Genomic DNA, 23,963 nt, shown 5'->3' with positions numbered 1-23,963 from the left:
ACTCCCCATGAACTCGCACCCTACATTTCCGGGCAATGTTCGCGTTATTAAACCCGCGACCGGCACCGAACTTTCCGCCAAAAGCTGGCTGACCGAAGCACCGTTACGGATGCTGATGAACAATCTGCATCCTGATGTGGCTGAGCGCCCCGAAGACCTGGTGGTTTACGGCGGTATCGGTCGTGCAGCCCGCGATTGGGACGCTTACGATAAGATCGTTGAGACTCTGAAGCGTCTTGAGGACGATCAGACTCTGCTGGTGCAATCAGGTAAGCCGGTTGGCGTGTTCCAAACCCATGCCAATGCGCCGCGGGTGCTGATTGCCAACTCCAATCTGGTGCCGAAATGGGCGAACTGGGAGCACTTCAACGAACTCGATAAAAAGGGCCTGATGATGTACGGCCAGATGACGGCCGGATCATGGATCTATATCGGCACGCAAGGCATCGTTCAGGGCACCTATGAGACCTTTGTCGAAATGGGTCGTCAGCATTATAACGGCTCGCTTGCAGGCAAGTGGCTTCTGACCGCAGGGCTTGGCGGCATGGGCGGAGCCCAGCCTCTGGCGGCGGTCATGGCGGGGGCGTCGTGTCTGGCGATCGAGTGTCAGGCGTCGCGCATCGATATGCGCCTGCGTACGGGTTATCTGGATCGCTCAACCGACAGCATTGATGAAGCGCTGGCGTGGATCGAAGAGTCCTGTGCCGCCAAAACCCCGATATCGGTAGGCTTGCTCGGCAATGCTGCCGACATTCTGCCGGAACTGTTTAAGCGCGGGGTGCGCCCCGATTTGCTGACCGATCAGACCTCTGCTCATGACCCAATCAACGGTTACCTGCCGTCGGGCTGGAGCGTTGAGCAGTGGCAAACGGTGCGCGAAACCGATCCTGAAATGGTTGCCAAAGCCGCCAAGGCCTCGATGGCCCAGCATGTTCGCGCCATGCTCGATTTCGCCAAGGCCGGGGTGCCGACGACCGATTACGGCAACAATATCCGTCAGGTCGCTAAGGATGAAGGCGTCGATAATGCCTTTGATTTTCCTGGGTTTGTGCCGGCCTATATCCGGCCGCTGTTCTGCCGCGGGGTCGGGCCGTTCCGCTGGGTGGCGCTGTCGGGCGACCCCGAAGACATCTATAAAACCGACGCCAAGGTTAAGGAACTGCTGCCGGATAATGCCCATCTGCATAACTGGCTCGACATGGCACGCGAAAAGATCAAGTTTCAGGGCCTGCCGGCGCGGATTTGCTGGGTGGGGCTGGGCGATCGCCATCGGCTTGGGCTGGCCTTCAATGAGATGGTCAAAAATGGTGAACTGAAGGCGCCGGTCGTGATTGGCCGTGATCACCTCGATTCGGGCTCGGTCGCGTCGCCAAACCGTGAGACCGAGGCCATGAAGGACGGATCGGATGCCGTATCCGACTGGCCGCTGCTCAATGCGTTGCTGAATACGGCGTCCGGGGCAACCTGGGTGTCGCTGCATCACGGCGGTGGGGTCGGCATGGGTTATTCGCAACATTCGGGCATGGTCATCGTCGCTGACGGTACAGACGACGCGGCTGAGCGTCTGGGGCGTGTGCTATGGAATGATCCGGCAACCGGCGTTATGCGCCATGCCGATGCGTGCTATGATATCGCACTCGACTGCGCCCGTGAGAAGGGGCTGGATTTGCCGGGTATATTGGGGTGATCCGTTTCCTGCCCGCCAGCGCACGCGTGCCTCAGCCGTGGAAAAACGGCGGCGGGGTCACGCGTGAAGTGCTGGTTTGGCCGCCGCAAGCGTCCATGACCGATTTCGACTGGCGCATCAGCATGGCCACAGTCGATGCCGCAGGTCCATTTTCGGCCTTTGACGGAATCGACCGGCATCTGAGCGTGCTTTCAGGGCAGTTGCGTCTGACGGTGGATGGCGTAGCGCATCAGTTGGTAGTCGGGCAGGGACTTGCCTTTGCGGGAGATGCGCCGGCAAGTGGCGAACCGCTCGACGGGCCGGTCATAGACCTGAATGTCATGACCCGACGGGGGCGGTTTACAGCTTTAGTTACGTGCATCCCGCCACAGGTAAGACTTACCCCCTGTGACGGGCAGACGGTTTTGCTGGCGATTGCCGCCACAGATGTGTGCAGTCATAAGCTTAAAACCTATGACGCGGTGTGGCTGGATGACTGGCCGACTGAGGGCGCGGTGAACGGTAACAGTGCGTTAATCCGCATCGATATTGCGAACACCTGAAATAATTATACCTGATCGTTAAAAGGGCCGCAGATTCCGATCTGCGGCCCTTTTTTAGTGCACATTTCACCGTACGGCGGTTGGCAGGTTGAGTTATTTACCCTCTGGGTTGAGCGGCTATGAGGTCACGGTTCCGCATTGTGAAAAAAATACGACGATGAATTTCACTTATGTGTAATGAATTGTTGCGATGCGTGATAATTACAGTTCACGTAAATGTAAAAAAGTAAAATATTGCGTTATTGCATAAAATGACCTGCATAATAATGAATTGAAAATAAATAATTTAATCTAACTTCCGTATACATAATAAAGAATATTTGTTACGGCGGATACGGCTTCGCAGGTGCGTAAAAACAGTTGACGATATCTGAATGTCGTTGTGAATATGTCTAGACATAATTTCTCACACTGTCTGATCCGTCGATCAGGGCGCGGTGGTGAGAAGTCTGAAAGGGGATATTCAGATGGCTATCAATACTAAGACGTTTCATGGTTTGCGCACCCGCTCCCTGCGGCTGGCCCTGCTGACCACATCGATGATGGCGGTAGCAGGTTTTGCCTATGCCAATGAGGCCGCCGACCCGGCGGATGCGCCCGCTGCCGATGAGCCGGTCGCCGAAGTGGTGGTTACGGCCACCAAGCGTAATACCAAGCTTCAAAAAACCCCGATCGCGATTTCGGCGGTCACCGGCGACACCCTTGCCAAGGTCGGCGCCATGACCATGGACGAATATGTCAAGTTCGTGCCGTCGCTGAAAGTTTCCGATGACGGCCCCGGCCGCGGCCGGATATCCTTGCGCGGGATTCAGGGCACGGGCGAGGCTCTGGTGGGGGTGTTCTATGACGAAGCCCCGATTACTGGTTCGGTCGGCGTGTCGTCTGATGCTGGTGGCCGGAACCCGGACACTACGGCGACCGACGTTGAGCGCATCGAAGTTCTGCGCGGCCCGCAAGGCACCATGTACGGCGGTTCGGCCATGGGTGGTGCGGTTCGCATCATTATGAAAAAGCCGCGTCAGGTCTATGAAGGCTTTGTCTCCGGCAATTACTCCAGCGTCGACGGCGGCAAGGCCAATCACCAGTTGTCGGCTATGGTTAACGTGCCGCTGATCGAGGACAAGCTGGCGGCCCGCGTCGTTATGTATGAGCGTGAGCAGGGCGGCTGGATCGACAACCGTTACCTCGACCGCGAGGATATCAACAAAAGCAGCACCAAGGGCGGGCGCCTGCTGCTGCGCTATACCCCGCTCGATAACCTGACCATCGATGCCGCCGCCTTTGTTCAGAGCACGGATGCCGTGTCGAATAACAACTGGAACCCGGCCTACGGCGACTATGTGCAGGAATCAAAGCTGCTGCTGCCTTACGAAGAAGACACCAAGGTCTATTCGCTGTCGGCAAACTGGGATATCGGCGACTACACCATCACCGGCTCATCCAGCTATTTCGTGGCTAAATCGATCTATGCGGCGGATGACACCACCTATGTGGCCAGCTACCGCACACCGGCGCGTTGCTCGGCCTATCTGGGCGTGACCTGCGTGGCGGGCACCCAGCAATACACCGACTATCTGGCCTATGTGAACTCCTACTATCCGGCCGCGATCTACTATCCGGACGAAGTGCGCAACTGGACCAATGAAATCCGCGTCAGCTCCAACTATTCCGGGCCGATCAATTTCACAGCCGGCGTCTATTACGAAAACCGCGATCAGGACACGGTTGGTTCCGACGTTCTGGCCGATGAAGCCACCGGCGAGCTGATCAAGCCGATCAAGTTCATCTATCACCGCTATGTCGATGACCATCTGGAGCAGAAGGCCATCTTCGGTGAAGTCAATTATGACGTGACCGATAAGTTTAAACTCACTCTGGGCGGCCGTTACTTTGAGTATGAAAAATCCGTGGGTGGTGAAACCGATATTCCGTGGGATCTGATCGGGGCTAACTACCGTCCGTACTACGTGCGCCGCACCAAGGAAGACGGCACGCTGCTGAAGTTCAATGCCAGCTATGAGTTCAATGACGACATCATGGCCTATGTCAACGTAGCCGAAGGCTATCGTCCGGGCGGCGTCAACCAGACCTTTGGCTTGCCGGATGCGCTCATTCCCTATGAGTCCGACAGTCTGACCAACTATGAAGCCGGTATCAAGACGGGCTGGTTTGATCGCACCCTTTATGTCAACGCCGCACTCTACACCGTCAAGTGGGAGAACATGCAGGTGTCGGGCCGTACCCCCAACGGCGCGTTCAGCTTCATCTCCAATGCGGGTGCGGCTGAGGTTAAGGGCTTTGAGCTGGAATCAACCTGGACGCCTCTGCCCGGTCTGACCATCAGCGGTAACTACAGCTACAACGACGCCCAACTGACCGAAGACCAGATCAATTCCTACGTGACGGCGGCCGGTCGTAAGGGGGACCGCATCACCTTCATTCCTAAGAATAAGGGCGCGATCTCGGCCGACTATAGCCGCCCACTCACGGCTTCGCTTAAGGGCTTTATCCGTGGTGATGTCAACTATGTCGGCATTTCCTACTCGGAGCTGTCAGTGGCCAATGTCTACCGCATGAAGAACCCGGCCTATACGCTGGCTAACCTGCGCGCCGGTTTCAGCCCGCTGGACGGTAACTGGGAAGCGTCGGTGTTTGTCCATAACCTGTTCGACCATGTCGCCATCACCCGCCTGACCAATTCCTCGACCACTCCGGTCGGTGGCTCGGCAGTCTCGGCTCTGCCGCGTACGGTTGGTGTCAGCCTGACCAAGAAGTTCTGATCCTGAGTGCGGCCCGCGAGGTTCATGTCTTGCGGGCCTTTTATAAAAAATTATGAGGAATATGTGTAATGTTACAGCGGGTTAAACTCAAAACCTATGCGATGCTGGCTGCCTCGATTCTGGCACTGGCTACGGCCCCTATAGCGCTGGCAGACGTGCCGACCGCCGCCTCAGTAATCGGCTTTACGCCCGGCGATGATTACAAACTCGCCAACTATCAGGACTCGATCAAATATTTCAAAGCGCTGGCCGCCAGCTCTGACAAGATCAAAATGGTTGAGGCGGGTAAGTCGACGCAAGGTCGCGTGATGCAGTATGCGGTGATCTCATCGCCGCAAAACCTTGCCAAGCTTGATCACTATATCGCCATCTCTAAAAAGCTGAGTGCTGCCAAAGGACTGACCGATGAGCAGGCCAAGGCGTTGGCGAAGGAAGGCAAGATCATCATTCATATCGACGGCGGCATGCACGCCTCGGAAGTGGCGGATCACCAGTTGCCGCTGGCTCTGGCCCATAAGCTTTTGTCGTCTCCGAACGATCCTGAAGTTCAGGCTATTCTTGAAAACGTCATTCTGGTGCTGTGGCCGACGCTCAACCCCGACGGTCAGGACATGGTGGTTGACTGGTATCGCAAGAACCTCGGCACCAAGTATGAAACCAGCCGCATGCCCTATCTTTATCAGGAATATGTCGGCCACGATAACAACCGTGACGGCTACATGCTGAATATGAAGGAAAGCCGCGTCGCCACCAAAGCCGCACGCGACTATGATCCGGTCATCTGGTACTCGCAGCATCAGACCGCGCCCATGCCCGCCCGTATCTGGATGCCGCCGTTTGCCGATCCGGTATCGTCGAATATCAGCCCCTATATGCGGATCTGGACCAGCGCTATCGGCACCAACATGATGACCCGCTTTGAGTATGAGCAAAAGCCGGGCGCGATCGCACAGGCACGGTTTGATAACTGGTATGCCGGTTTCCTCGACTACACTCATGTCTTCCGCAATACGATCTCGTTCTTTACCGAGGTCGCCCACGATTCCGCGACGCCTAAGGTCTATGATCCCAAAGATTTCCCGAAAAACTATCAGGATCAAAAGGCCCTCATCATGTATCCGAACCCCTGGAAGGGCGGCCTGTGGCGCCTGAAGGACTCGGTCGACTACATGATGACCGCATCGATGTCGGTACTTGACACCGGCGTGCGCTATAAAGAGGTTCTGCTCTATAACCGTTATCAGGCCGGGCGCGACAATATCAAAAAATTCCCGTCCGAAGGGTTGCACGGCTATGTCATTCCGGCTGGTCAGACCGATATGGGTGAAGCTGCCGAACTGACGCAAAAGTTCATTGATCTGGGCGTCGAGGTTCATCAGGCGAAATCGGAAATTACTCTGGGCGGTAAGGTTTATCCGGCGGGTTCGTTCGTGCTGCTAACCGATCAGCCGTTCTCCGGCCTTATTCCGGAACTGCTGGGCGTTCAGAAATATCCGGATGCGGTTCTTGCGGGTGAGGGGTCTGCGGCTGATCTGCCGTACGACACGACGGGCTGGACCCTGCCGCTTCAGATGGGGGTGACCGCCGAAGCCGTTCAGGCACCGGTCGGTGAGGCCGCGCGCGCTCAGTTGGCGGTTGTCTCCAAGGCATCGGCGCCGGACGGCAAGATCACGGGTAAGGGCAGCCGTTATACCTTAAGCCGTAAGGTCAACGCCTCCTATGCCGCGACCAATGATGTTATCAAGGCTGGCGGTAAGCTGTCGGTGGCTAAGGAGACGGGCGATTTCGTTGTTACCGGCCTGAAGCCTGCGGCCATGCAGACCATAGCGTCAAAGCATAAGCTGGCGGTGACGACGGCGGCCTTTGGTACGGGTACTGAGTCGATTAAACCGGCCCGTATCGGCATGTATCGTCCGTGGGGATCCAACATGGACGAAGGCTGGACGCGCTGGGTTCTGGAGCAATATAATTACGGCCTGACCAGCCTTTATAATGGCGACATCAAGGCTGGGGCTCTGGACGGCAAGTATGACACCATCATTCTGCCGGATATGGGTGGCCGTCGCTCCGGCGCCCTGAAATCCATGAAAGAGGGCCTTAGCTCCGAAGATACACCGGCCGAATATGCCGGTGGTATCGGTGACGAAGGGGCCGAAGCTCTGAAAAGCTTCGTCTCGGAAGGCGGCACGCTGGTGGTCATGAACAATACCTCCGATGCTATCATCGAACTGTTCGACCTGCCGGTGACCAATGTCCTGAAAGGGGTGAAGCCCGAAGTCTTCTTCTGTGCCGGGGCCCTGCTTGAGGTCGAACTGGGTGAGGCGTCTGAGGCTACAGCCGGTCTGTCGGCCAAGCCGATCATCATGTTCCAGGGCGGCCCGGCCTTTGAGGTCAAGGACGGCTTTAAGGGTAAGGTGCTGGCCTCTTACGCCAAGGATTCAAGCCCGCTGCGCTCCGGTGTGATCCACGGCCCTGAGACCATTCAGGGTAAAGCCGCAGCCCTTGAGGTCGAATATGGTAAGGGCAAGATCCTGCTGTATGGCTTTGAGCCCCAATGGCGTGGGCAGACCCATAATACCTATAAGTTCGTCTTCAACAGCTTTTATAAGTAACTGAACTACAGGGAAAATCGTGAAAGCGAACTAATCCTCAGTTGGTAAGCATAAGCGTGCGATGCGGCGGCCTTCAGAAGCGTGAAGGTCGCCGTTTTGCGTTCAACTATTTTCGTCACGGGTGGAGCGCGCAATCAGACGGTAGGTGGCACTATCAAAGATCTGGCGCACATGGGTGATGCGTTCCGCTCCCCGCCAGGTGCGTCGTTCAACCAGCAGACAGACCATCTTGCGGTCGCCCCATAACAAACGCGCGGTCTCCGCATCGGCATTAATGGCGCTGATCTGGTTTTCGACCTGCGTCCACGGCACGGCCTCCAGCAGCCAGTGACCAGGGGATTGCGTGCTGAAATCGGCATGTTCGGCTTCGGGCACTGCGCCCAGATTAATCAGGCGGTCTTCATGGCCCATCGGCCGTTCCGCCGCATAGTGTACGCCGGTAAGGTGCAGGATGCGTCCGTCTTTACCGGCCAGCTCGGTCTCAATCGCTTTAGAGGCACGTCTGACGGTTTTGGATGTCAGTTCAAACCGGTAAGTTTCACCGCGCGCAGCCACCTCAATCTGGATGTCCGGCACATCCAGTACGGTCGAATCCACCCGCGGCAGTTTTACAAAGGTGCCGGCGCGTTTGCGCCGCTCGATCAGCCCTTCTGCGCTCAGGGCTGACAGGGCCTGATTAACGGTCATGCGGGCGCAGGCATAGGTCTGCATCAACTCGTGCTCAAACGGGATTTTTGCACCGGGTTTCAATTCGCCGTTGCGTATCTGGGCTTCGATATCCTGACGGATGCGGATGTGTAGCGGGCGCTTATCGGCAATTATTGTGTCATTCATCGTCGGTTAGGTCGAAGGATTTGTTTGACCACGAGATGTATAGACGCAAATGGCGGACGTAAAGGTTTTGGTTCCTGACTTTATGAGACTTACAGTTTGGAATTGAGAATGACGCTGGGTTTTTCGTTCTCAATATTGATCATGTGATCGGCCAGATCGGAGGAAGGATCAGCCTTTAAGCCTGAGATGATGCGGGCGCGATCCCCGGAAGGGTGGGTCTGGCTGAGTTTAGTAACGCCTTCGATCGTCTCCACATGGAGGCGAAAGCTGCGGATCAGCGGCAGGAGTTGATCGACCTTACCCTCAGGCGCGTCATCGATTGACCACGGCGTGTCAAAACCCGCTTCCATCAGGTCGATGCTGCGGCGAAGAATGGCCAGTTGCGCAGCATCATCCGTCACCACCTCTAACGTACCGCGCACATGGGCCGAGACATAATTCCAGGTTGGCACGCTCGGCTTTTCTACATACCAGCGCGGCGATATATAGGCATGCGGTCCGGCAAATACCGCCAGCGCCTGATCACCCGTTTGCAGGCTCATGGCATGGGCGTTGCGGCCGGCCATATGGCCGACCATGACATCGCTGCGGTCATCGAACTCAAAAACGATCGGGGTGAAGGTGGCGTGCATCTGAGGCGACATCAGCAGGGCAAACGGATGGTCGTGCACAATTTTTACCGCATCAGCGGCCTGATACGCGGCGGGACGATAAAGCGGCGGGACAGGTGTATCGGCCATGTTGGGCATCCGGTTGCAGAAGAATGGCTGACACTGGCCTAAGCTGCCTGAATTGCCAAGCTGCCGATACGGGCGTCAGTGGTGCGCCAGCATCACCATAGATGGCGCCTATTCTTGCGGTGACACTGCAACACCAGTGCAGGCGGCTTTTGCATCCCGAAAGCCCGGTGCATCGGGGGTAGGCTTTGGTGTCACCAAGCCAGCGAAAGGGCGTCATGTCCGCGAACCAATCCGAAGCGTCTTTGTCCGACACCCATGTGCCGCGCATTTCAATCGCGCAGGCGCAGGCCCTTGCCCTTAAGCACTATGGGCTGAACGGGCAGATGCGGGAACTGACCGGAGAGCGCGACCGCAATTTTCACCTCAAGGCCACCCAAGGCGAATATGTGCTGAAAATCTCCAGCGCCCTTGAAGATCCGGCGACGACCGCCTTTCAGAACGCCATGCTGGGCCATCTTGAGGGGACGGGCACGGATGTGCCGATCCCGCATCTTATCCCGACGATTGAGGGGGCGGATGAAGCCCTGATCGAGGCAGATAGTGGCGCCCGCCATATTGTCCGTTTGGTGACGTACCTCAAAGGTACGCCTCTGGCCTATTGGCCGCCGTCACATGCCATCCGCCTTCAGGTGGCACAGATTTCAGCGCGCATGGTACTGGCGCTTAAAGCGTTCACATCCTCCTATACCGATACTCAAATGCTGTGGAATATCGCCCGCGCTGACCGTATCCGGCCATTGCTCAGCGCGGTTGAAGATCCGGTGGTGCGAAACATGTCTGAGGCGGTTTTTGCCCGCTTTGATGAGGTGGTCAGGCCAGCCCTTACGGCATTGCCGACTCAGTTCATTCACAACGACCTCAACCTGCATAATCTGATTGTTGGCGATGGCGGATTGATCAGTGGTGTGATCGACTTTGGGGATGCGGTCAGATCTCATGCCGTATGTGATCTGGCGACCGCGGCGGCCTATCAGCTATTTGAAGTCGATGATCCGATTACCGCCTTGTCGGAGATGGTGGTGGCGTTCCATACGGTGCGGCCGCTGAGCGAGCCGGAAATTGACCTGATCTTTGATCTGGTCAGAGCGCGCTGGGCCATTACGGTCGGCATCGCTCATTGGCGGGCACGGCGTCATCCGGCCAATGGCGCCTATATCATGCGCAATGCCCCGCGTTCGATCACGGCGCTTAAGGCGGTAGCGAGCGTGTCACCCGCCAAGGTCGCCGATATATTGAAAACGATCTGCGAACGGAGCCCCGCATGACCCAAACTGATCTGATCACGCGCCGTGAGCGCCTGCTGGGGCCTGCCTACCGGCTGTTTTATGATGAACCGGCCCATTTTGTGCGTGGGGAGGGCGTGTGGCTCTATGATGCGGCGGGCGACGCCTATCTTGATGTCTATAACAATGTCGCCTCACTGGGCCATTGCCATCCGCGTATCGCCTTAGCCATCACCCGTCAGGTGGAAACGCTCAATACCCACACCCGCTACCTGCATGAGACGATTTTAGATTGCGCGGAAACTCTGCTAGCAACATTGCCGGATCACATCGACCGGGTAATGTTTACCTGCTCAGGCAGTGAGGCCAATGATCTGGCGGTGCGGATAGCGGAGGCCTATACGGGGCGGACGGGTATCATCGTCACCGAACTGGCCTATCACGGGGTCACTCAGGCGGTCTCGCAGATGTCGCCCTCTTTGGGGGAGGGTGTGGTGCGCGGGCCGCATATCTTCACCGTGCCATCGCCGCTGCGCTTTTCGTCTGAGACACGTGCCGCTGGGTTTGCGCAGGCGATGGATGACGTGATTGCGCGCATGACCAAGGCCGGGTTTCCGCCCGCCCTGTTTATCTGCGACACGCTGTTCTCCAGCGACGGGGTGATTTCTGATCCGGCGGGGTTTCTAAAACCCGCCGTCGAGCGGGTGCAGGCGGCGGGCGGTTTGTTTGTCGCCGATGAGGTTCAGGCCGGTTTCGGCCGCACCGGTGAGGCCATGTGGGGTTTCCAGCGTCACGGTCTTAGCCCTGATCTGGTCAGCATGGGTAAGCCGATGGGCAATGGCCATCCGGTTGCGGGTATCGCCATGCGGGCCGAACTGATCGAGGAGTTTGGAAAAAAATCCCGTTATTTTAACACCTTTGGCGGTAATCCTGTGTCCTGTGCCGCGGCCCTTGCTGTGCTGAATGTCATTGCTGAGGATGAGCTGATGGTCAATGTTCGTCAGGTCGGCGCGTACCTGACAGACGGTCTGCGTACGTTAGGTGATGAGAGCAAGGCCGTGGGGGAGGTGCGCGGCGCGGGTCTGTTTTTCGGCGTGGATATTGTGACTGATGGCCAGCCGGATGGGGATCGCGCCCGCCGGATCGTCAATCACCTGCGTCAGCATAAGGTTCTGATCAGCGCCACCGGCCAGCAGGGTAATGTCCTTAAAATCCGGCCGCCTCTGGTGTTTCGCCCTGAGCATGCCGATCGGCTTATGGCCGCGCTAAGCCGTGCGGTTTCTCATCCCTGATCATTGACGAGGAAGCGAGTGGTGATCAAGAGTCACCATTGGTGACAATTTTTGCAATGCAAACTCCTCCGGCAATGGCGCAAGTTCAATCCACAGTCCCAACAGGATGTCCGATATGATGACTATGAAATCCCGCTTATCACTAATGGCGCTCACCCTGACGCTTGGGGCCTTGCCCGCCCAGTCCCAGACGACAACACCACCGACTGCCAAGCTTAATCCGCCCGACAGTCAGGCCGATCTGAAGCCGGTGGTCAATACGGGCGGCACGGTCATGAATTTCGACTGGCCGATGCTGAAAATCGGTATGGCGGAATACAGCGAGGGGCCAACCGGCGTGACGGTTATTCGCTTTGGCCGTAAGGTACTTGGTGCCGTTGATGTGCGGGGCGGCGGGCCGGGGACGGTCAATACTGAATTTCTTGATCTGTACTATAACGTGCCTGAGGTGGACTCAGTCGTCTTTTCGGGCGGTTCCTGGTACGGGCTTGAAAGCGTCACCGCTGTAAATACCGCCCTTAAGGATGAAGGCGCACGCACCGGTAATTGGGACAATATCGGCCTGGCGGTTGGTTCCATCATTTATGACTTTGGTGATCGCCGTCTCAATGAAATCTATCCGGATAAGAAGCTGGCGCAGGCCGCTCTGCGTGCCGCGCAAACCGGCATATTCCGTAACGGATCGGCCGGCGCAGGACGCAATACCCGCAGTGGTTATTATTTCGGCTGCAACGCACCGTCCGGTCAGGGTGGAGCCTTCAAACAGCTTGGTGATCTGAAAGTCGCAGCTTTTACGGTCGTCAACGCGTTTGGCGTGGTTGTTGACCGCGATGGTAAGGTCAAGGCCTGCTATGGCGGCGACGGTTGGCCTAAAGAGCTTGAGGTCAAGGATCTGATGCAGAACCTGCCTGATAGCCAGAAGCCTGGCTGGACTGTCCCCGGAGGCCCCAAGCGCAATACGACAATCAGCCTGATTGTCGTCAACCAGAAGATGGACCCGTCAGAGCTTAAACGGCTGGCGGTGCAGGTTCATACCTCAATGGCGCGGGGCCTTCAGCCCTATGCGACCATGGGCGACGGTGATGTCATGTATGCCATATCTACCGCTGAGATCGACGCACCGGAAGGCATGACCAATCCGCAACTGGGCGGTATCGCCAGTGAAGTGATGTGGGACGCTATTCTGAACTCCGTGCCTGAGCAGCCACCTTTGCCGGTGGTGACATCAGCGCCACAGGTTACGGAAAAGGCGATGAGAGCCTATGCGGGTGATTATCGTTTCTCCAACATCGTGAGCGTGAAAGTGACCGCGGAGGGAGGTAAACTCTATGCACAAGCGACCGGTGAGCGGAAGGCTTACAATGTGCCTAAAGACGCAAAGGTGGAGCTAATCGCCTATAAAGACGGGGTTTTTATGGTGCCTGGCCGATATCCGACCGTGCTCGATTTCACCACCAAAGGGAAGCTGGTGATGAATCCGGGGCAGTGGCAGCAAACCGCCGCAAAGAAGTAAAATAGCTAAATCCCCCGTGGTGCGTAAGGGGCACCACGGGGGATCGTTTCCGCGCCTGTTCATAAAACGGTCACGAAAACACTGTGGGCGTCGTGGATTTAAGAGGATGTCCACACCGTTTTTGATACAGGCGATTTTTGAAATAGGGGATGAGTGACATGAGTATGACAAAACAACACCAATCGGGTTTGAAAACCATGCTGTGGGGCGCATCCCTGATCGCGCTGATCGGCGGGGTTCCGGCCTATGCGCAGGAAACGGCGCCGGTGGTGGCGGAGGAAACTACAGAAGTAATCGTGACCGCCCAAAAGCGTCGTCAGCGCGCCATAGACGTGCCGATCGGCATGAATGTCTTAAGCGGTGAGGCGCTCGAAAAACGCGCCATCGATACGGTCAACGATCTGCAATTTTCCATTCCGGGCCTGACCCTGCGCTATGACGGGCCGGGATCGTCGCAGATCTTCATGCGCGGTGTTTCCAACATCCGCGGATCCGATGCGCAGGTGTCGATCTATATGGACGAACTGCCGGTGACTATGACCGGCGGTTATCGTCAGCTTGACCTGCGTATGCTGGATATCGAGCGTGTCGAAGTCCTGAAAGGGCCGCAAGGCACACTGTACGGGCAAGGCGCTATGGCCGGTACGATCCGTTACGTGACCGCAACCCCAAGTCTGACTGGCGGTTTTACCGGTGAGGTCAAGGCTGACTATTCGGTTATCAAGGACGGCGATGCTAACCCGAAACTGAGCGGGGCTGTGACCGTGCCGTTGATCGAAGGCAAGATGGGCTTACGTCTGGCTGGGCAGATCGAAGAGGGCGGCGGCTGGATTGACCAGCCGGGTCTTGGCATCGAAGACGGTAACAATCAGGACCTCTATAATCTGCGTGCCAAGCTCTATTATAAGCCGAACGATGTCTTTGACCTGACCGCCACCGCCGGTATTTACCAGATGGAAAGCGAGTTCGGTCTGGCCTATGAAACCGAAGACCGCACCCGCCCGACGCCGGTTAGCGACGATTATGACCTGCTGCCGCCTCGCAACGACCATGCCTGGTATTACAATCTGACGGCCAATTATGATCTGGGCTTTGGCCGTCTGACCTCATCGACCAGCTATTCGCGCCTGAACCGCGACTACACCCTGACCTATATCGCAGGCCCCGGCACCGGCTTTACCTTCCAGAACGAAGGCTTTGACGGCAACAGTGACCGTGCCAAGCAGTTCACTCAGGAAGTTCGCCTGTCGTCTTCGGGCGAAGGGCCGTGGCAATACACGGTAGGGGCCTTTTACCGCGATGCCGAAGGCAATCTGGATGACGCCGGTATCTCATACTATGCGGGCGGCACCTATCCGTTCACCTACCGCAAATATGACACGTCCGAGTCCATCTCCCTGTTCGGTGATCTGTCCTATAAGTTCACCGATAAGCTGACGGTCGGGGCGGGTGTGCGTACCTTCCGCGATAAGGCGACAGCGGTCGGGCTCGACAACAACATGCAGAGTGAGACCTTCAAATCGACCGATCCGCGCGTCTATTTCACCTATGCTCTGGATCGTCGTCTGAACATCTATGGCAATATCGCCAAGGGCTTCCGTTCGGGCGGGTTCAATGCGGCAGGTCTGCCCGATTACGATCCGGAAAAGATCCTCAACTATGAACTGGGCACCAAGGGGCAGGTGGCTGAGGGCCGGGTGCGCTTTGATCTGGCGGCGTTCTTCAGTCAGTATGATGATGCCCTGCGCACGGGTCAGTTCTTCAACTTTGATGAAAATGGCGGCAGCGTCGTCAGCCTGACCCGCAATGTCGGGGAGATGGAGATCAAGGGCCTTGAGGGCAGCGTCGACTGGTGGATCAGCCCTGACTGGTCGGTCTCAGCCACGGCGGCCTATACCGATAGCGAAGTCACCAAAGTCAATGTCGGCTCAGGTGAAACCGCCGGTGTCGAAGTCGGCGACCCCAGCGACTATACGCCGAAACTCAGCTACTCGCTGGCCACGGACTATGAGTTCAACTGGTCACCGAATGTCGAAGGCTTCGTCCATGCCGACTATAGCTGGCGTGACAAGATTTCGGCCACAGACGGCTCAGTGCTGGTGCCGCGCACCCAGTGGTCGGATTCGGTGGGATTGCTCAATGCCCGTATAGGCGCAAAATGGTCGTCGCTTGAGATGGAGGTGTACGTCAACAACATCACCGATGAGAACAAGACCCTCGATCCGTACTGGGTATGGCAACAGTCGTCCCGTTCCAAGCCCCGCACGATCGGCATTACCCTGTCGCATTCGTTCTAAACCTGCTTAATGTATCGCCCGTCTCCTGATTATCAGGCGGCGGGCGAACTGTTTTTCGGAGTCCGTATGAGTAACATCGCGACACCTAAAGAGTTTTTCGGTCACCCCAAGGGCCTGACCTATATCGCCGTCACCGAAGCCTGGGAGCGCTTTTCATTCTACGGGATGCAGGCGCTGCTGGTCCTATATATGAACGACCGCCTGTTTCAGCCGGATGTCATCGACGGCCTGTGGGGCTTTGACGGATTTCGTATGGCTCTTGAGACCGTCACCGGGCCATTGTCGATACAGGCCCTGGCGGCGCAGGTGTTTGGCATTTATGTCAGTCTGGTCTATTTCGGGCCGATTGTCGGCGGGCTGATCGGTGACCGGCTGCTGGGCCGCACCAAAGCGGTATTGCTGGGGGCGGTGTTCATGGCTGCCGGGCATTTCCTGATGGCGTTTGAAGCGGCCTTTTTGCTGGCGGTATCGGCCCTGATTATCGGGGCCGGGCTGCTGAAAGGTAATCTGGCCGCTCAGGTGGGCGCGCTCTACCCCAAGGAAGACCGTCGGCGTGATGGCGGCTATACCATCTATTTTACGGCGATCAATGTCGGGGCGTTTATTGCGCCGCTGATCTGCGGCACCTTGGGTGAGCTTTATGGCTGGCACTACGGCTTTGGGGCGGCGGGTGTCGGCATGATATTGGGTATTGTCATTTATCTCAAAGGCGTTCGCCACCTCAATGATCCGCCGCTGAAGCGCGATCAGGGTGAAAAGGTCCGCCTCAATGGTCGCGAATGGCAGGTCGTGGCCGCCCTTCTGGTCATGATCCTTATCACTTCGCTGTTCTGGACAGTGCAGTCGCAGATCTGGAACACCTACCCTTTGTGGGTGCGTGAATATGTTAATCTCGATATCGGCGGGGGCTTAAGCGTGCCGGTGACGTGGTTTCAGTCCCTCGATTCGCTGGTGGTTCTGGTGTTGGCGCCGATGACCATTGCCTTCTGGAAGGGTATGAGCAAACGCGGCGCTGAGCCCGTCGATCTGACCAAGGTGGCACTGGGCTGCTCGCTGTTCGGCCTGGCCTGTTTGCTGCTCAGCGGCGGGCAGATGCTGGCAGGGGCCGATAAGGTGTCGATCCTGTTTCCCGTCCTGTTTCATGTTGTGGTTGGGCTGGGTTATCTGTTTTCCGCGCCGGTGGCCCTGGCGCTGGTGTCGCGGGTGGCGCCGGCCGCCGTTAATGCCATGATGATTGGGGCCTATTATCTGGGGTTGTTTATCGCCGGCATCACGTCGGGCTGGCTGGGTCGGTTTTACGAACCCTTGCAACCCATTGGCTTTTGGGCGTTACATGCGGGGATTGGCCTGACTGGCGCGGTACTTTTGATGATCCTGCATCGGCCTCTGAGCCACTATTTCGCCAAAATCTGACGGAGCACAGGCATGGAACGTAACGGCGAAGATCGTCAGATATCGGCCTATAACCCGCCGTCGCGTAAGACGATCCCACCGTTTGAGGCTTTGCGCGCCTTTGATGCCGTGGCACGTTTGGGCGGGGTGCGCAATGCCGCGCGTTCACTGGGCCGCGATCATGCCGTCATCAGCCGACACCTTAAGACCCTTGAGCAATGGACGGGGGCCAAGCTGATTGAACGCACGGCCCGCGGCGTGGTTCTGACCGATGACGGGCGCCGGTATCATGCCGAAATCGCCGCAGCTATGGATGCCATTGCGGCCTCGACCATCGACCTGATGCGGCGGGGCTATCACAACCATCTGCATATTTCGTGCGCGCCGGGCTTTGCCCTGCACTGGATGTCGCGGCGGGTCGGCATGTTTGAAAAGCTTAACCCCGATGTTGAGATCGAACTGCGCCCGACCGACCGCAGCCCGGATTTCGGACTCTATGAGAGCGATATCGAAATCCGCTTCGTGCCGTCTTATCGCACGGTCACCAAGATCGAAACCGGCATGCAGTATCAGGAAGTAGCGGCAGTGCCCATCGTGGCGGTCGCCAGTCCCGACTATCTGGCCTCAGGCCCGGCGATTGAGGCACCTCATGATCTGATTGAACACCGCCTGTTGCATGAGCATGACTTCGATAGCTGGGCGCACTGGCTGGCGGCGCATGGCGTGTTCGATGAACTTGATCTGACCGGCCCACGCCTGTGGCAGGGGCATCTGACGCTGGATGCCGCCCTGCATGGACGGGGCGTGGCGCTGATGAACTATCTGGTGGCCGAAAGCTTTATCGCCAGCGGACAGTTGATTGAGATCGGCCGCGACCAGCCAGCGTTTCAGCCTTATGCCGACGGCAAATACCTGATTTTTTCACGCGCCGACCGCTGGGATACACCGTTGATCCGGCGCTATCGGCGCTGGCTGATCGATGAACTGCGCAAAGACCATTCCGGGTTGAAAAAGACCGCGTGATTTTTGCGGGCCATGCCGGTTTGGTGCGCGTAAATTTTCAGTAAATTCAATGGATTGAGTGTGGGTTAACGGCTGGTGTTTTTGGCGCACCGCCGCCCGTGCGGTACGCACCTTCGTAAAGGGGCAGCACGGATGTAGTCCATAAGGGTGACCTGATTATGGAGCCCGCCGTGAGTCAACCGAAGCTGAACCCTAAAGATGCCGAACCGCCGCTTGATACCGGCTGGATGGTTGATCTCTATGCCGGTCAGATGATGCCGGATGAACAGGTTCAGGCGCTGCAAACGAGCGAGCGCGCCTTTGCGACGCGGGTTATCAAACGCGGCGGGGCTGTGCGCGGGTTCAAAACCTCGGCGAGGCAGATCGAGGATTTTCCGATCCGCTCGAATGATCAGGACTATGATCTTTACGACTATGTGTCGCGCAACCGCGTGGCGGGTTTGCTAATCACCCACAATGACGCAATTGTCCATGAACGTTATGAGCTGGGTTTTGACGCCGGTTCACACTGGCTGTCGATGTCGATGGCCAAGTCGGTGGCCACAACCCTGATCGGGGTGGCGATCCATGACGGCTATATCGGCTCGGTCGAAGAGCCCCTCACCAAATACCTGCCCGAACTGATCGGCAGTGCCTATGACGGCGTGTCGATCCGCCATCTTATGCAGATGACCTCCGGCGTGAAGTGGGACGATACCCACACCAATCCGGCCTCTGAGCGTCGCCATATGCTTGAGCTGCAACTCTCTCAGGGGCACGGCGCGATCATGGCCTACATGGCCTCCCTGCCGCGGGTGGCTGAGCCGGGCACGGTCTGGAACTATTCGACGGGTGAGACCCATGTCGTGGGCGCGCTGGTCAGGGCGGCTACCGGTAAATGGCTGGCGGATTATCTGTCGGAAAAAATCTGGTCAAAGCTTGGCATGGAATCGGATGGCCTGTGGTGGCTGGAAGCCCCCGGCGGCCTTGAGGTCGCGGGGTCCGGCATATGTGCGACTTTGCGCGACTATGTCCGCTTTGCGCGTTTTATCCTCGAAGACGGCGTCATTAATGGTGAGCGTGTCCTGCCCGTAGGTTGGGTCAAGGATGCCGGAGCCGCCCGCGATGTCGGCGGGCAACTCACCCACTACGGCTATATGTGGTGGTCGGTACCTGATGCCGCCGGATCGCTGGCCGACGGTGCGTTTTCGGCGCGTGGAATCTTCGGGCAGTTCCTCTACATCAATCCGAAAAAGAACATCCTGATTGCGGTTTTGTCGTCACGTTCCAAACCGCGTCTGTCCGAAGTCATTGTTGACAATGACTTTTTCAATGCCGCCGTCACCGCTATAGCCCAAGGGTACTAAGGCCATGTTCAATCCGCAAAAAGCTACCGGTGAGTGGCAAACCCTGGATGCGCGCCACCACCTGCATTCGTTTACCGACCCTAAGCTGATCGAGACCGAAGGCTCGCGCATCATCGTGCGCGCCGAAGGCTCCACCGTCTGGGATAATGACGGGCGTGAAATTCTGGATGGCATGGCCGGTCTGTGGTGCGTAAATATCGGTTATGGCCGCCGTGAACTGAGCGATGCGGCCGTAGCCCAGATGGCACTGCTGCCCTATTACAACAACCATTTCCAAAGCGCCTCACCGCCGATGATTGAGCTGGCAGCGCGCCTGGCAGGTCTGACGCCGGAGGCGATCAATCACTTTGCGTTTGCCAATTCGGGGTCGGAAGCCAATGACGCCATCGCCCGTCTGGCGCGTCAGTTCTGGCAGCTTCAGGGGCGCGGCACCAAGCGCACCATCATCAGCCGCACCATGGCCTATCACGGCTCAACCGTCATGGGCTCGGCGCTGGGTGGGATGCCGCACATGCACGTCATGGACGGCGGCGTGTCCAACGACGTGGTGCATATCGCGCATCCGCACTGGTACCTTTTTGGTGAGGGGGCGTCGCGCGATGAGTTTGGCCTTAAGGCCGCCCGTGCGCTGGAGGAAAAAATCCTTGAGCTGGGGGCAGACAACGTCTGCGCCTTTATCGGTGAGCCGGTGCAGGGGGCGGGCGGGGTCATTGATCCGCCAGCTACCTATTGGCCGGAAATTCAGCGCATCTGCAAGCAGTATGATATTTTGCTGATTGCCGACGAAGTTATCTGCGGGTTCGGGCGCACGGGGTCATGGTTCGGGTCGCAAACCTTTGAGATACAGCCCGATTTCATGCCGATGGCCAAGGGCCTGTCGTCGGGGTATCTGCCGGTGGCGGCGGTCGGTATCCATGACCGGGTTTACAATGTCATTGCGGGCGGCGGCCATCTGGCGCACGGTTATACCTATTCCGGTCATCCCGTGGCGTGTGCGGTAGCGCTGGCCAATATCGACATCATCGAAAACGAAGGTCTGGTGACGCGGGTGCGCGACGATATCGGGCCGTACTTTATGGCCGCACTGGATAAGCTGGTGGTCTCAAGCCCGATTGTGGGTGAACGGCGCGGGATCGGTATGATGGCTGCGCTTCAACTGGTGAAAAATAAAACCACCCGCGAACTGCCAACGCTGGCGGATAATGCAGCCATTTTCTGCCGCGATTATTGCTATCATGAGGGCCTGATCGTGCGGGCGGTAGGGCAGTCGATCGTACTTAGCCCGCCGCTGATCTTCACCCATGCCGAGGTTGACAAAACCGTTGATATTCTTGGCCGTGCGCTAGAGGCCACCGCCCGGAAACTGGGAGTGTAATTATGTATGACCTGATCAAAACGGCACCACTTGCGGCGGACATATTGACCGATGTGCTGACCTTTGCTGGCCGCTATAAGGCCGAGAAAACCTTCACTGTATATAATCCGGCCACGGGTGCCAAAATCGCTGACGTGGCCGATATGACGGCGGCCGATTGTGAAGCTGCCATTGTCTCTGCCAAAGCGGCCTTTCCGGCCTGGGCCAAAAAAACGGCGGCTGAGCGGGCGGCGATAATGCGCCACTGGCACGGCCTGATTTATAAGCGCAAGGACGCGCTGGGCCAGCTTCTGACCTTGGAGCAGGGCAAACCCATCGCCGAGGCCACCAGCGAAGTCACCTTCGGCGCCAACTTCATCGAATGGTTTGCCGAAGAGGGTAAGCGTCTGTACGGCGATGTTATACCGTCGCACGCACCCGATAAGCGCTGTCTGGTCATCAAGCAGCCGGTGGGGGTCGTGGGGGCCATCACGCCGTGGAATTTCCCATCGGCCATGATTACCCGCAAAGTCGCCCCCGCTCTGGCGGCCGGTTGCACCATCGTCATCAAGCCGGCCGAAGACACACCCTTATCGGCCCTGGCTCTGGCCATGCTGGCTGAGCAGGCGGGGTTTCCGGAAGGTGTGATCAATGTGGTCACAGCCTCCTCCGCGCCCGAAGTGGCCGGGGTTCTGACGTCCCACCCCGATGTGCGCAAAATCTCCTTCACCGGCTCGACACGGGTGGGCAAGCTTCTGATGCAGCAATGCGCAGGCACGCTTAAAAAGCTATCGCTGGAACTGGGTGGCAATGCGCCGTTTATCGTGTTCGATGATGCCGATCTTGATGCTGCTGTGACCGGTGCGATTGCCACCAAGCTGCGCAATGCCGGTCAGACCTGCGTATCGGCCAACCGGTTTTACGTGCAAAAAAGCGTGGCGGCAGAGTTTGCCAAACGCCTTAAGGCTGCCGTCGAAGCCCTGCCGGTCGGAGATGGTCTGGACGGTAACACCCGCATCGGGCCGCTGATCAATCAGGCCGCGATTGATAAGGTGTCTGGTCTAGTCAAGGACGCGATTGATAAGGGTGCCAAGGCTGAACTGGGCGGTACGCGCCATGACCGTGGCGGCAATTTCTTTGCGCCGACGATCCTGACCGGCATCACGCCCGACATGGAACTGGCGACCGCTGAGATTTTCGGCCCTGTTGCGCCGCTCTATGAGTTCGAGACCGAAGAGGAGGTCATCCGACTGGCCAATGACACGCCCTATGGTCTGGCGGCCTATTTCTGGGCGCGTGATATTGGCCGCATCTTCCGCGTGGCTGAGGCGCTCGAATACGGCATGGTCGGGGCGAATGAGGTGCTGTCGTCCAATCCGGCCACCCCGTTTGGTGGCATCAAGGAATCCGGCGTGGGCCGCGAAGGCTCCCGCTACGGCCTCGAAGACTTCACCGAAATCAAATATCTGGCCATCGGGCTCTAAGCCTTTTTTGTCGCGATATTGTAGCCCAAAACCGCTCACACTTTTGGGCATATCGCTTGAGGATCACATCATGAAAAAAACACCGATTAATCCCACCGGCACCGGCTGGGCGCAGACCAACCGTGTCGAAAATGCACAAACTCTTGTGTTCGTAAGCGGCCAAGGCCCGGTCGATGCGGCGGGCCATGTCCCCGAAGATACTGCAGAGCAGATCCGCTTGGCCTGGGGCAATGTCGAGACTCAGCTTAAGGATGCGGGCCTGACACTGGCCAACCTGACCAAGGTGACGACCTATCTGACTGATCGCGCCTACATCCCGGAGATGATTTCAGTCCGTAAGGACGTGCTGGGGCTTGAGATCGCGCCGACTATGACGCTGGCGCTCTGCGGGCTCTATGATGAGCGCTGGAAAGTCGAAATCGAAGCAATAGCGGTGGCATGATGAGCAATTCTGATCTGATGAACCGTCGCCTGAATGCCATTCCCAGAGGGGTCGCCAATGCCAGTGGTATCTTCGCCGTCCGCGCGCTTAATGCCGAAGTCTGGGATGTGGAGGGGCGACGTTATATTGATTTCGTCGGTGGTATCGCGGTTTTGAACACCGGCCATAACCACCCGCGCATCATTGAGGCGGTCGAGGCCCAGCTTAAGGCTTTTCACCATACCTGTTTTCAGGTTCTGCCGTATGAGCCCTATGTGGCACTGGCCGAAACCCTCAATAAACGGGCGCCCTTTACAGGGCCGGCCAAGACCATATTTTTCAACACCGGCGCCGAAGCGGTTGAAAACGCCGTAAAAATCGCCCGCGCCGCCACCGGTCGCTCCGGTGTGATTGCCTTTTCCGGCGCGTTTCATGGCCGCACTCTGATGACCTCGGCCTTGACCGGTAAGGTCACGCCTTACAAAAAACAGTTTGGCATTATGCCGTCCGAAGTCTGGCATGTACCGTTTCCGGTCGAGCATTACGGTGTCACGGTTGAGGACAGCCTCAAGGCGCTGGAGACTCTTTTCCGCGCTGATGTCGATCCGTCGCGTATCGCCGCCATGATTATCGAGCCGGTCCAGGGAGAGGGCGGGTTTCACGTCACGCCGCCTGACTTGCTGAAGGCTCTGCGCCAACTGTGCGATACGCATGGCATCAAGTTGATTATCGATGAGGTTCAGACCGGTTTTGGGCGGACGGGTAAGATGTTTGCCATCGAACATGCCGGCGTTGAGCCCGACCTGATCACTATGGCCAAATCGATGTCGGGTGGCTTTCCGCTGTCGGGGGTTCTGGGGCGTGCCGACATCATGGACGCTGTCGATCCGGGCGGGCTGGGTTCAACCTTTGGCGGATCGCCCCTGTCGTGTGCGGCAGCACTGGCTGTGCAGCAGGTGATTGCCGATGAGGATTTGCTGGCGAAATCAGAAGCTCTGGGCGCGCGGATGCGGGCGAAATTTGCCGCCTGGGCCGGTCGTAAAGACTTGTTACCAATTGCCAATATCCGCGGTCTGGGGGCCATGATGGCCTTCGATCTGGTCAAGGTGCGCGGTGGTAATGAACCGGATGGGGAGGCCACTAAGCGCGTGACAGCTAAAGCGCTGGAATTGGGGCTGATCCAGATATCGTGCGGGATCTATGGTGAAACACTGCGCTTTCTGATGCCGCTGACAATTCCAGCGACGGTATTTGATGAAGGCATGGCGATACTGGAACAGGCACTTAAGGCATGAGTAAGTTCGACTGGTTCGATCCTTTCCTGCTGGATGCGCAGTTATCCGACGAAGAGCGGCTGATCCGCGATGCGGCGCACGACTATGCGCAAAGCGCGTTGATGCCGCGGGTTTTGCGCGCCTATGCC

The 23,963-nt window shown here is 57.6% G+C and carries 17 protein-coding genes; 15 read left to right on the top strand and 2 right to left on the bottom strand.

What is annotated here, in order from left to right; translation table 11 throughout:
- Positions 1–7: 7 nt before the first annotated feature.
- The 4 genes from hutU (at position 8) to PQU98_RS16675 (ending at position 7,621) form a co-directional block, all read left to right on the top strand.
- Positions 8–1,687: a urocanate hydratase gene (gene hutU / locus PQU98_RS16690; RefSeq protein ID WP_272746105.1), complete on the top strand. Its 1,680-nt coding sequence runs from the start codon at positions 8–10 to the stop codon at positions 1,685–1,687.
- Positions 1,684–2,229, top strand: a complete 546-nt coding sequence (locus PQU98_RS16685) for a HutD/Ves family protein (RefSeq protein WP_272746104.1) — start codon at positions 1,684–1,686, stop codon at positions 2,227–2,229. The genes hutU and PQU98_RS16685 overlap by 4 nt, the downstream gene beginning before the upstream one ends.
- Before the next feature lie 467 nt (positions 2,230–2,696).
- Positions 2,697–5,009: a TonB-dependent receptor gene (locus tag PQU98_RS16680; protein ID WP_272746103.1), complete on the top strand. Its 2,313-nt coding sequence runs from the start codon at positions 2,697–2,699 to the stop codon at positions 5,007–5,009.
- 68 nt (positions 5,010–5,077) lie between these two features.
- On the top strand, positions 5,078–7,621 hold the full coding sequence (locus PQU98_RS16675) for a M14 family metallopeptidase (protein WP_272746102.1): 2,544 nt from the start codon (positions 5,078–5,080) through the stop codon (positions 7,619–7,621).
- Between the two features lie 102 nt (positions 7,622–7,723).
- Here the strand turns inward: PQU98_RS16675 and hutC are convergent, their stop codons facing one another.
- Together hutC and PQU98_RS16665 are read right to left on the bottom strand one after the other, a co-directional pair.
- Entirely contained in the window at positions 7,724–8,455 is a 732-nt protein-coding gene (hutC, locus tag PQU98_RS16670) for a histidine utilization transcriptional repressor HutC (protein ID WP_272746101.1), read from the bottom strand.
- Positions 8,456–8,544: 89 nt separating this feature from the next.
- The gene (locus PQU98_RS16665) at positions 8,545–9,195 is read right to left on the bottom strand and encodes an FMN-binding negative transcriptional regulator (protein WP_272746100.1); all 651 of its coding nucleotides are present in this window, start codon (positions 9,193–9,195) and stop codon (positions 8,545–8,547) included.
- Positions 9,196–9,410: 215 nt separating this feature from the next.
- Between PQU98_RS16665 and PQU98_RS16660 the strand changes: the two genes are divergently transcribed.
- The 11 genes from PQU98_RS16660 (at position 9,411) to gabT (ending at position 23,835) form a co-directional block, all read left to right on the top strand.
- Positions 9,411–10,460 carry a phosphotransferase gene (locus PQU98_RS16660; RefSeq protein ID WP_272746099.1) on the top strand — a complete coding sequence of 350 codons (1,050 nt, stop codon included), beginning with the start codon at positions 9,411–9,413 and terminating at the stop codon, positions 10,458–10,460.
- Entirely contained in the window at positions 10,457–11,710 is a 1,254-nt protein-coding gene (locus tag PQU98_RS16655) for an aspartate aminotransferase family protein (protein ID WP_272746098.1), read from the top strand. Before PQU98_RS16660 ends, PQU98_RS16655 begins: the two co-directional genes overlap by 4 nt.
- Before the next feature lie 115 nt (positions 11,711–11,825).
- Positions 11,826–13,223, top strand: coding sequence for a P1 family peptidase (locus PQU98_RS16650; RefSeq protein WP_272746097.1), 1,398 nt, complete (start codon positions 11,826–11,828; stop codon positions 13,221–13,223).
- Positions 13,224–13,387: 164 nt separating this feature from the next.
- Positions 13,388–15,520 carry a TonB-dependent receptor gene (locus PQU98_RS16645; RefSeq protein WP_272746096.1) on the top strand — a complete coding sequence of 711 codons (2,133 nt, stop codon included), beginning with the start codon at positions 13,388–13,390 and terminating at the stop codon, positions 15,518–15,520.
- A gap of 66 nt (positions 15,521–15,586) precedes the next feature.
- Entirely contained in the window at positions 15,587–16,933 is a 1,347-nt protein-coding gene (locus tag PQU98_RS16640) for a peptide MFS transporter (RefSeq protein ID WP_272746095.1), read from the top strand.
- 12 nt (positions 16,934–16,945) lie between these two features.
- On the top strand, positions 16,946–17,935 hold the full coding sequence (locus PQU98_RS16635) for a LysR substrate-binding domain-containing protein (RefSeq protein WP_272746094.1): 990 nt from the start codon (positions 16,946–16,948) through the stop codon (positions 17,933–17,935).
- A 170-nt stretch (positions 17,936–18,105) separates the two neighbouring features.
- The gene (locus PQU98_RS16630; protein ID WP_272746093.1) at positions 18,106–19,281 is read left to right on the top strand and encodes a serine hydrolase domain-containing protein; all 1,176 of its coding nucleotides are present in this window, start codon (positions 18,106–18,108) and stop codon (positions 19,279–19,281) included.
- A gap of 4 nt (positions 19,282–19,285) precedes the next feature.
- Entirely contained in the window at positions 19,286–20,656 is a 1,371-nt protein-coding gene (locus PQU98_RS16625; protein WP_272746092.1) for an aminotransferase, read from the top strand.
- A 2-nt stretch (positions 20,657–20,658) separates the two neighbouring features.
- Entirely contained in the window at positions 20,659–22,119 is a 1,461-nt protein-coding gene (locus PQU98_RS16620; RefSeq protein ID WP_272746091.1) for an NAD-dependent succinate-semialdehyde dehydrogenase, read from the top strand.
- 70 nt (positions 22,120–22,189) lie between these two features.
- Complete coding sequence (locus PQU98_RS16615; protein WP_272746090.1) at positions 22,190–22,561, top strand: RidA family protein; 372 nt, start codon at positions 22,190–22,192, stop codon at positions 22,559–22,561.
- Positions 22,558–23,835 (top strand): 4-aminobutyrate--2-oxoglutarate transaminase, encoded by a 1,278-nt coding sequence (gabT, locus tag PQU98_RS16610; RefSeq protein WP_272746089.1) that lies wholly within the window; start codon positions 22,558–22,560, stop codon positions 23,833–23,835. Before PQU98_RS16615 ends, gabT begins: the two co-directional genes overlap by 4 nt.
- Positions 23,836–23,963 lie beyond the last annotated feature (128 nt).

The sequence above is a fragment of the Asticcacaulis machinosus genome (assembly GCF_028550435.1).
Lineage (GTDB): Bacteria > Pseudomonadota > Alphaproteobacteria > Caulobacterales > Caulobacteraceae > Asticcacaulis > Asticcacaulis machinosus.
The sequence above is the reverse complement of the archived record's forward strand: the minus strand, read 5'-3'. Positions and strand labels throughout refer to the sequence as shown.

Excerpts from the sequence above, each read along its gene's own strand:
- hutU (WP_272746105.1), top strand. The coding sequence starts at position 8 with ATGAACTCGCACCCTACATTTCCGGGCAATGTTCGCGTTATTAAACCC.
- PQU98_RS16680 (WP_272746103.1), top strand. The coding sequence starts at position 2,697 with ATGGCTATCAATACTAAGACGTTTCATGGTTTGCGCACCCGCTCCCTG.
- PQU98_RS16675 (WP_272746102.1), top strand. The coding sequence starts at position 5,078 with ATGTTACAGCGGGTTAAACTCAAAACCTATGCGATGCTGGCTGCCTCG.
- hutC (WP_272746101.1), bottom strand. The coding sequence starts at position 8,455 with ATGAATGACACAATAATTGCCGATAAGCGCCCGCTACACATCCGCATC.
- PQU98_RS16665 (WP_272746100.1), bottom strand. The coding sequence starts at position 9,195 with ATGGCCGATACACCTGTCCCGCCGCTTTATCGTCCCGCCGCGTATCAG.
- PQU98_RS16660 (WP_272746099.1), top strand. The coding sequence starts at position 9,411 with ATGTCCGCGAACCAATCCGAAGCGTCTTTGTCCGACACCCATGTGCCG.
- PQU98_RS16655 (WP_272746098.1), top strand. The coding sequence starts at position 10,457 with ATGACCCAAACTGATCTGATCACGCGCCGTGAGCGCCTGCTGGGGCCT.
- PQU98_RS16650 (WP_272746097.1), top strand. The coding sequence starts at position 11,826 with ATGATGACTATGAAATCCCGCTTATCACTAATGGCGCTCACCCTGACG.
- PQU98_RS16645 (WP_272746096.1), top strand. The coding sequence starts at position 13,388 with ATGACAAAACAACACCAATCGGGTTTGAAAACCATGCTGTGGGGCGCA.
- PQU98_RS16640 (WP_272746095.1), top strand. The coding sequence starts at position 15,587 with ATGAGTAACATCGCGACACCTAAAGAGTTTTTCGGTCACCCCAAGGGC.
- PQU98_RS16635 (WP_272746094.1), top strand. The coding sequence starts at position 16,946 with ATGGAACGTAACGGCGAAGATCGTCAGATATCGGCCTATAACCCGCCG.
- PQU98_RS16625 (WP_272746092.1), top strand. The coding sequence starts at position 19,286 with ATGTTCAATCCGCAAAAAGCTACCGGTGAGTGGCAAACCCTGGATGCG.
- PQU98_RS16620 (WP_272746091.1), top strand. The coding sequence starts at position 20,659 with ATGTATGACCTGATCAAAACGGCACCACTTGCGGCGGACATATTGACC.
- PQU98_RS16615 (WP_272746090.1), top strand. The coding sequence starts at position 22,190 with ATGAAAAAAACACCGATTAATCCCACCGGCACCGGCTGGGCGCAGACC.
- gabT (WP_272746089.1), top strand. The coding sequence starts at position 22,558 with ATGATGAGCAATTCTGATCTGATGAACCGTCGCCTGAATGCCATTCCC.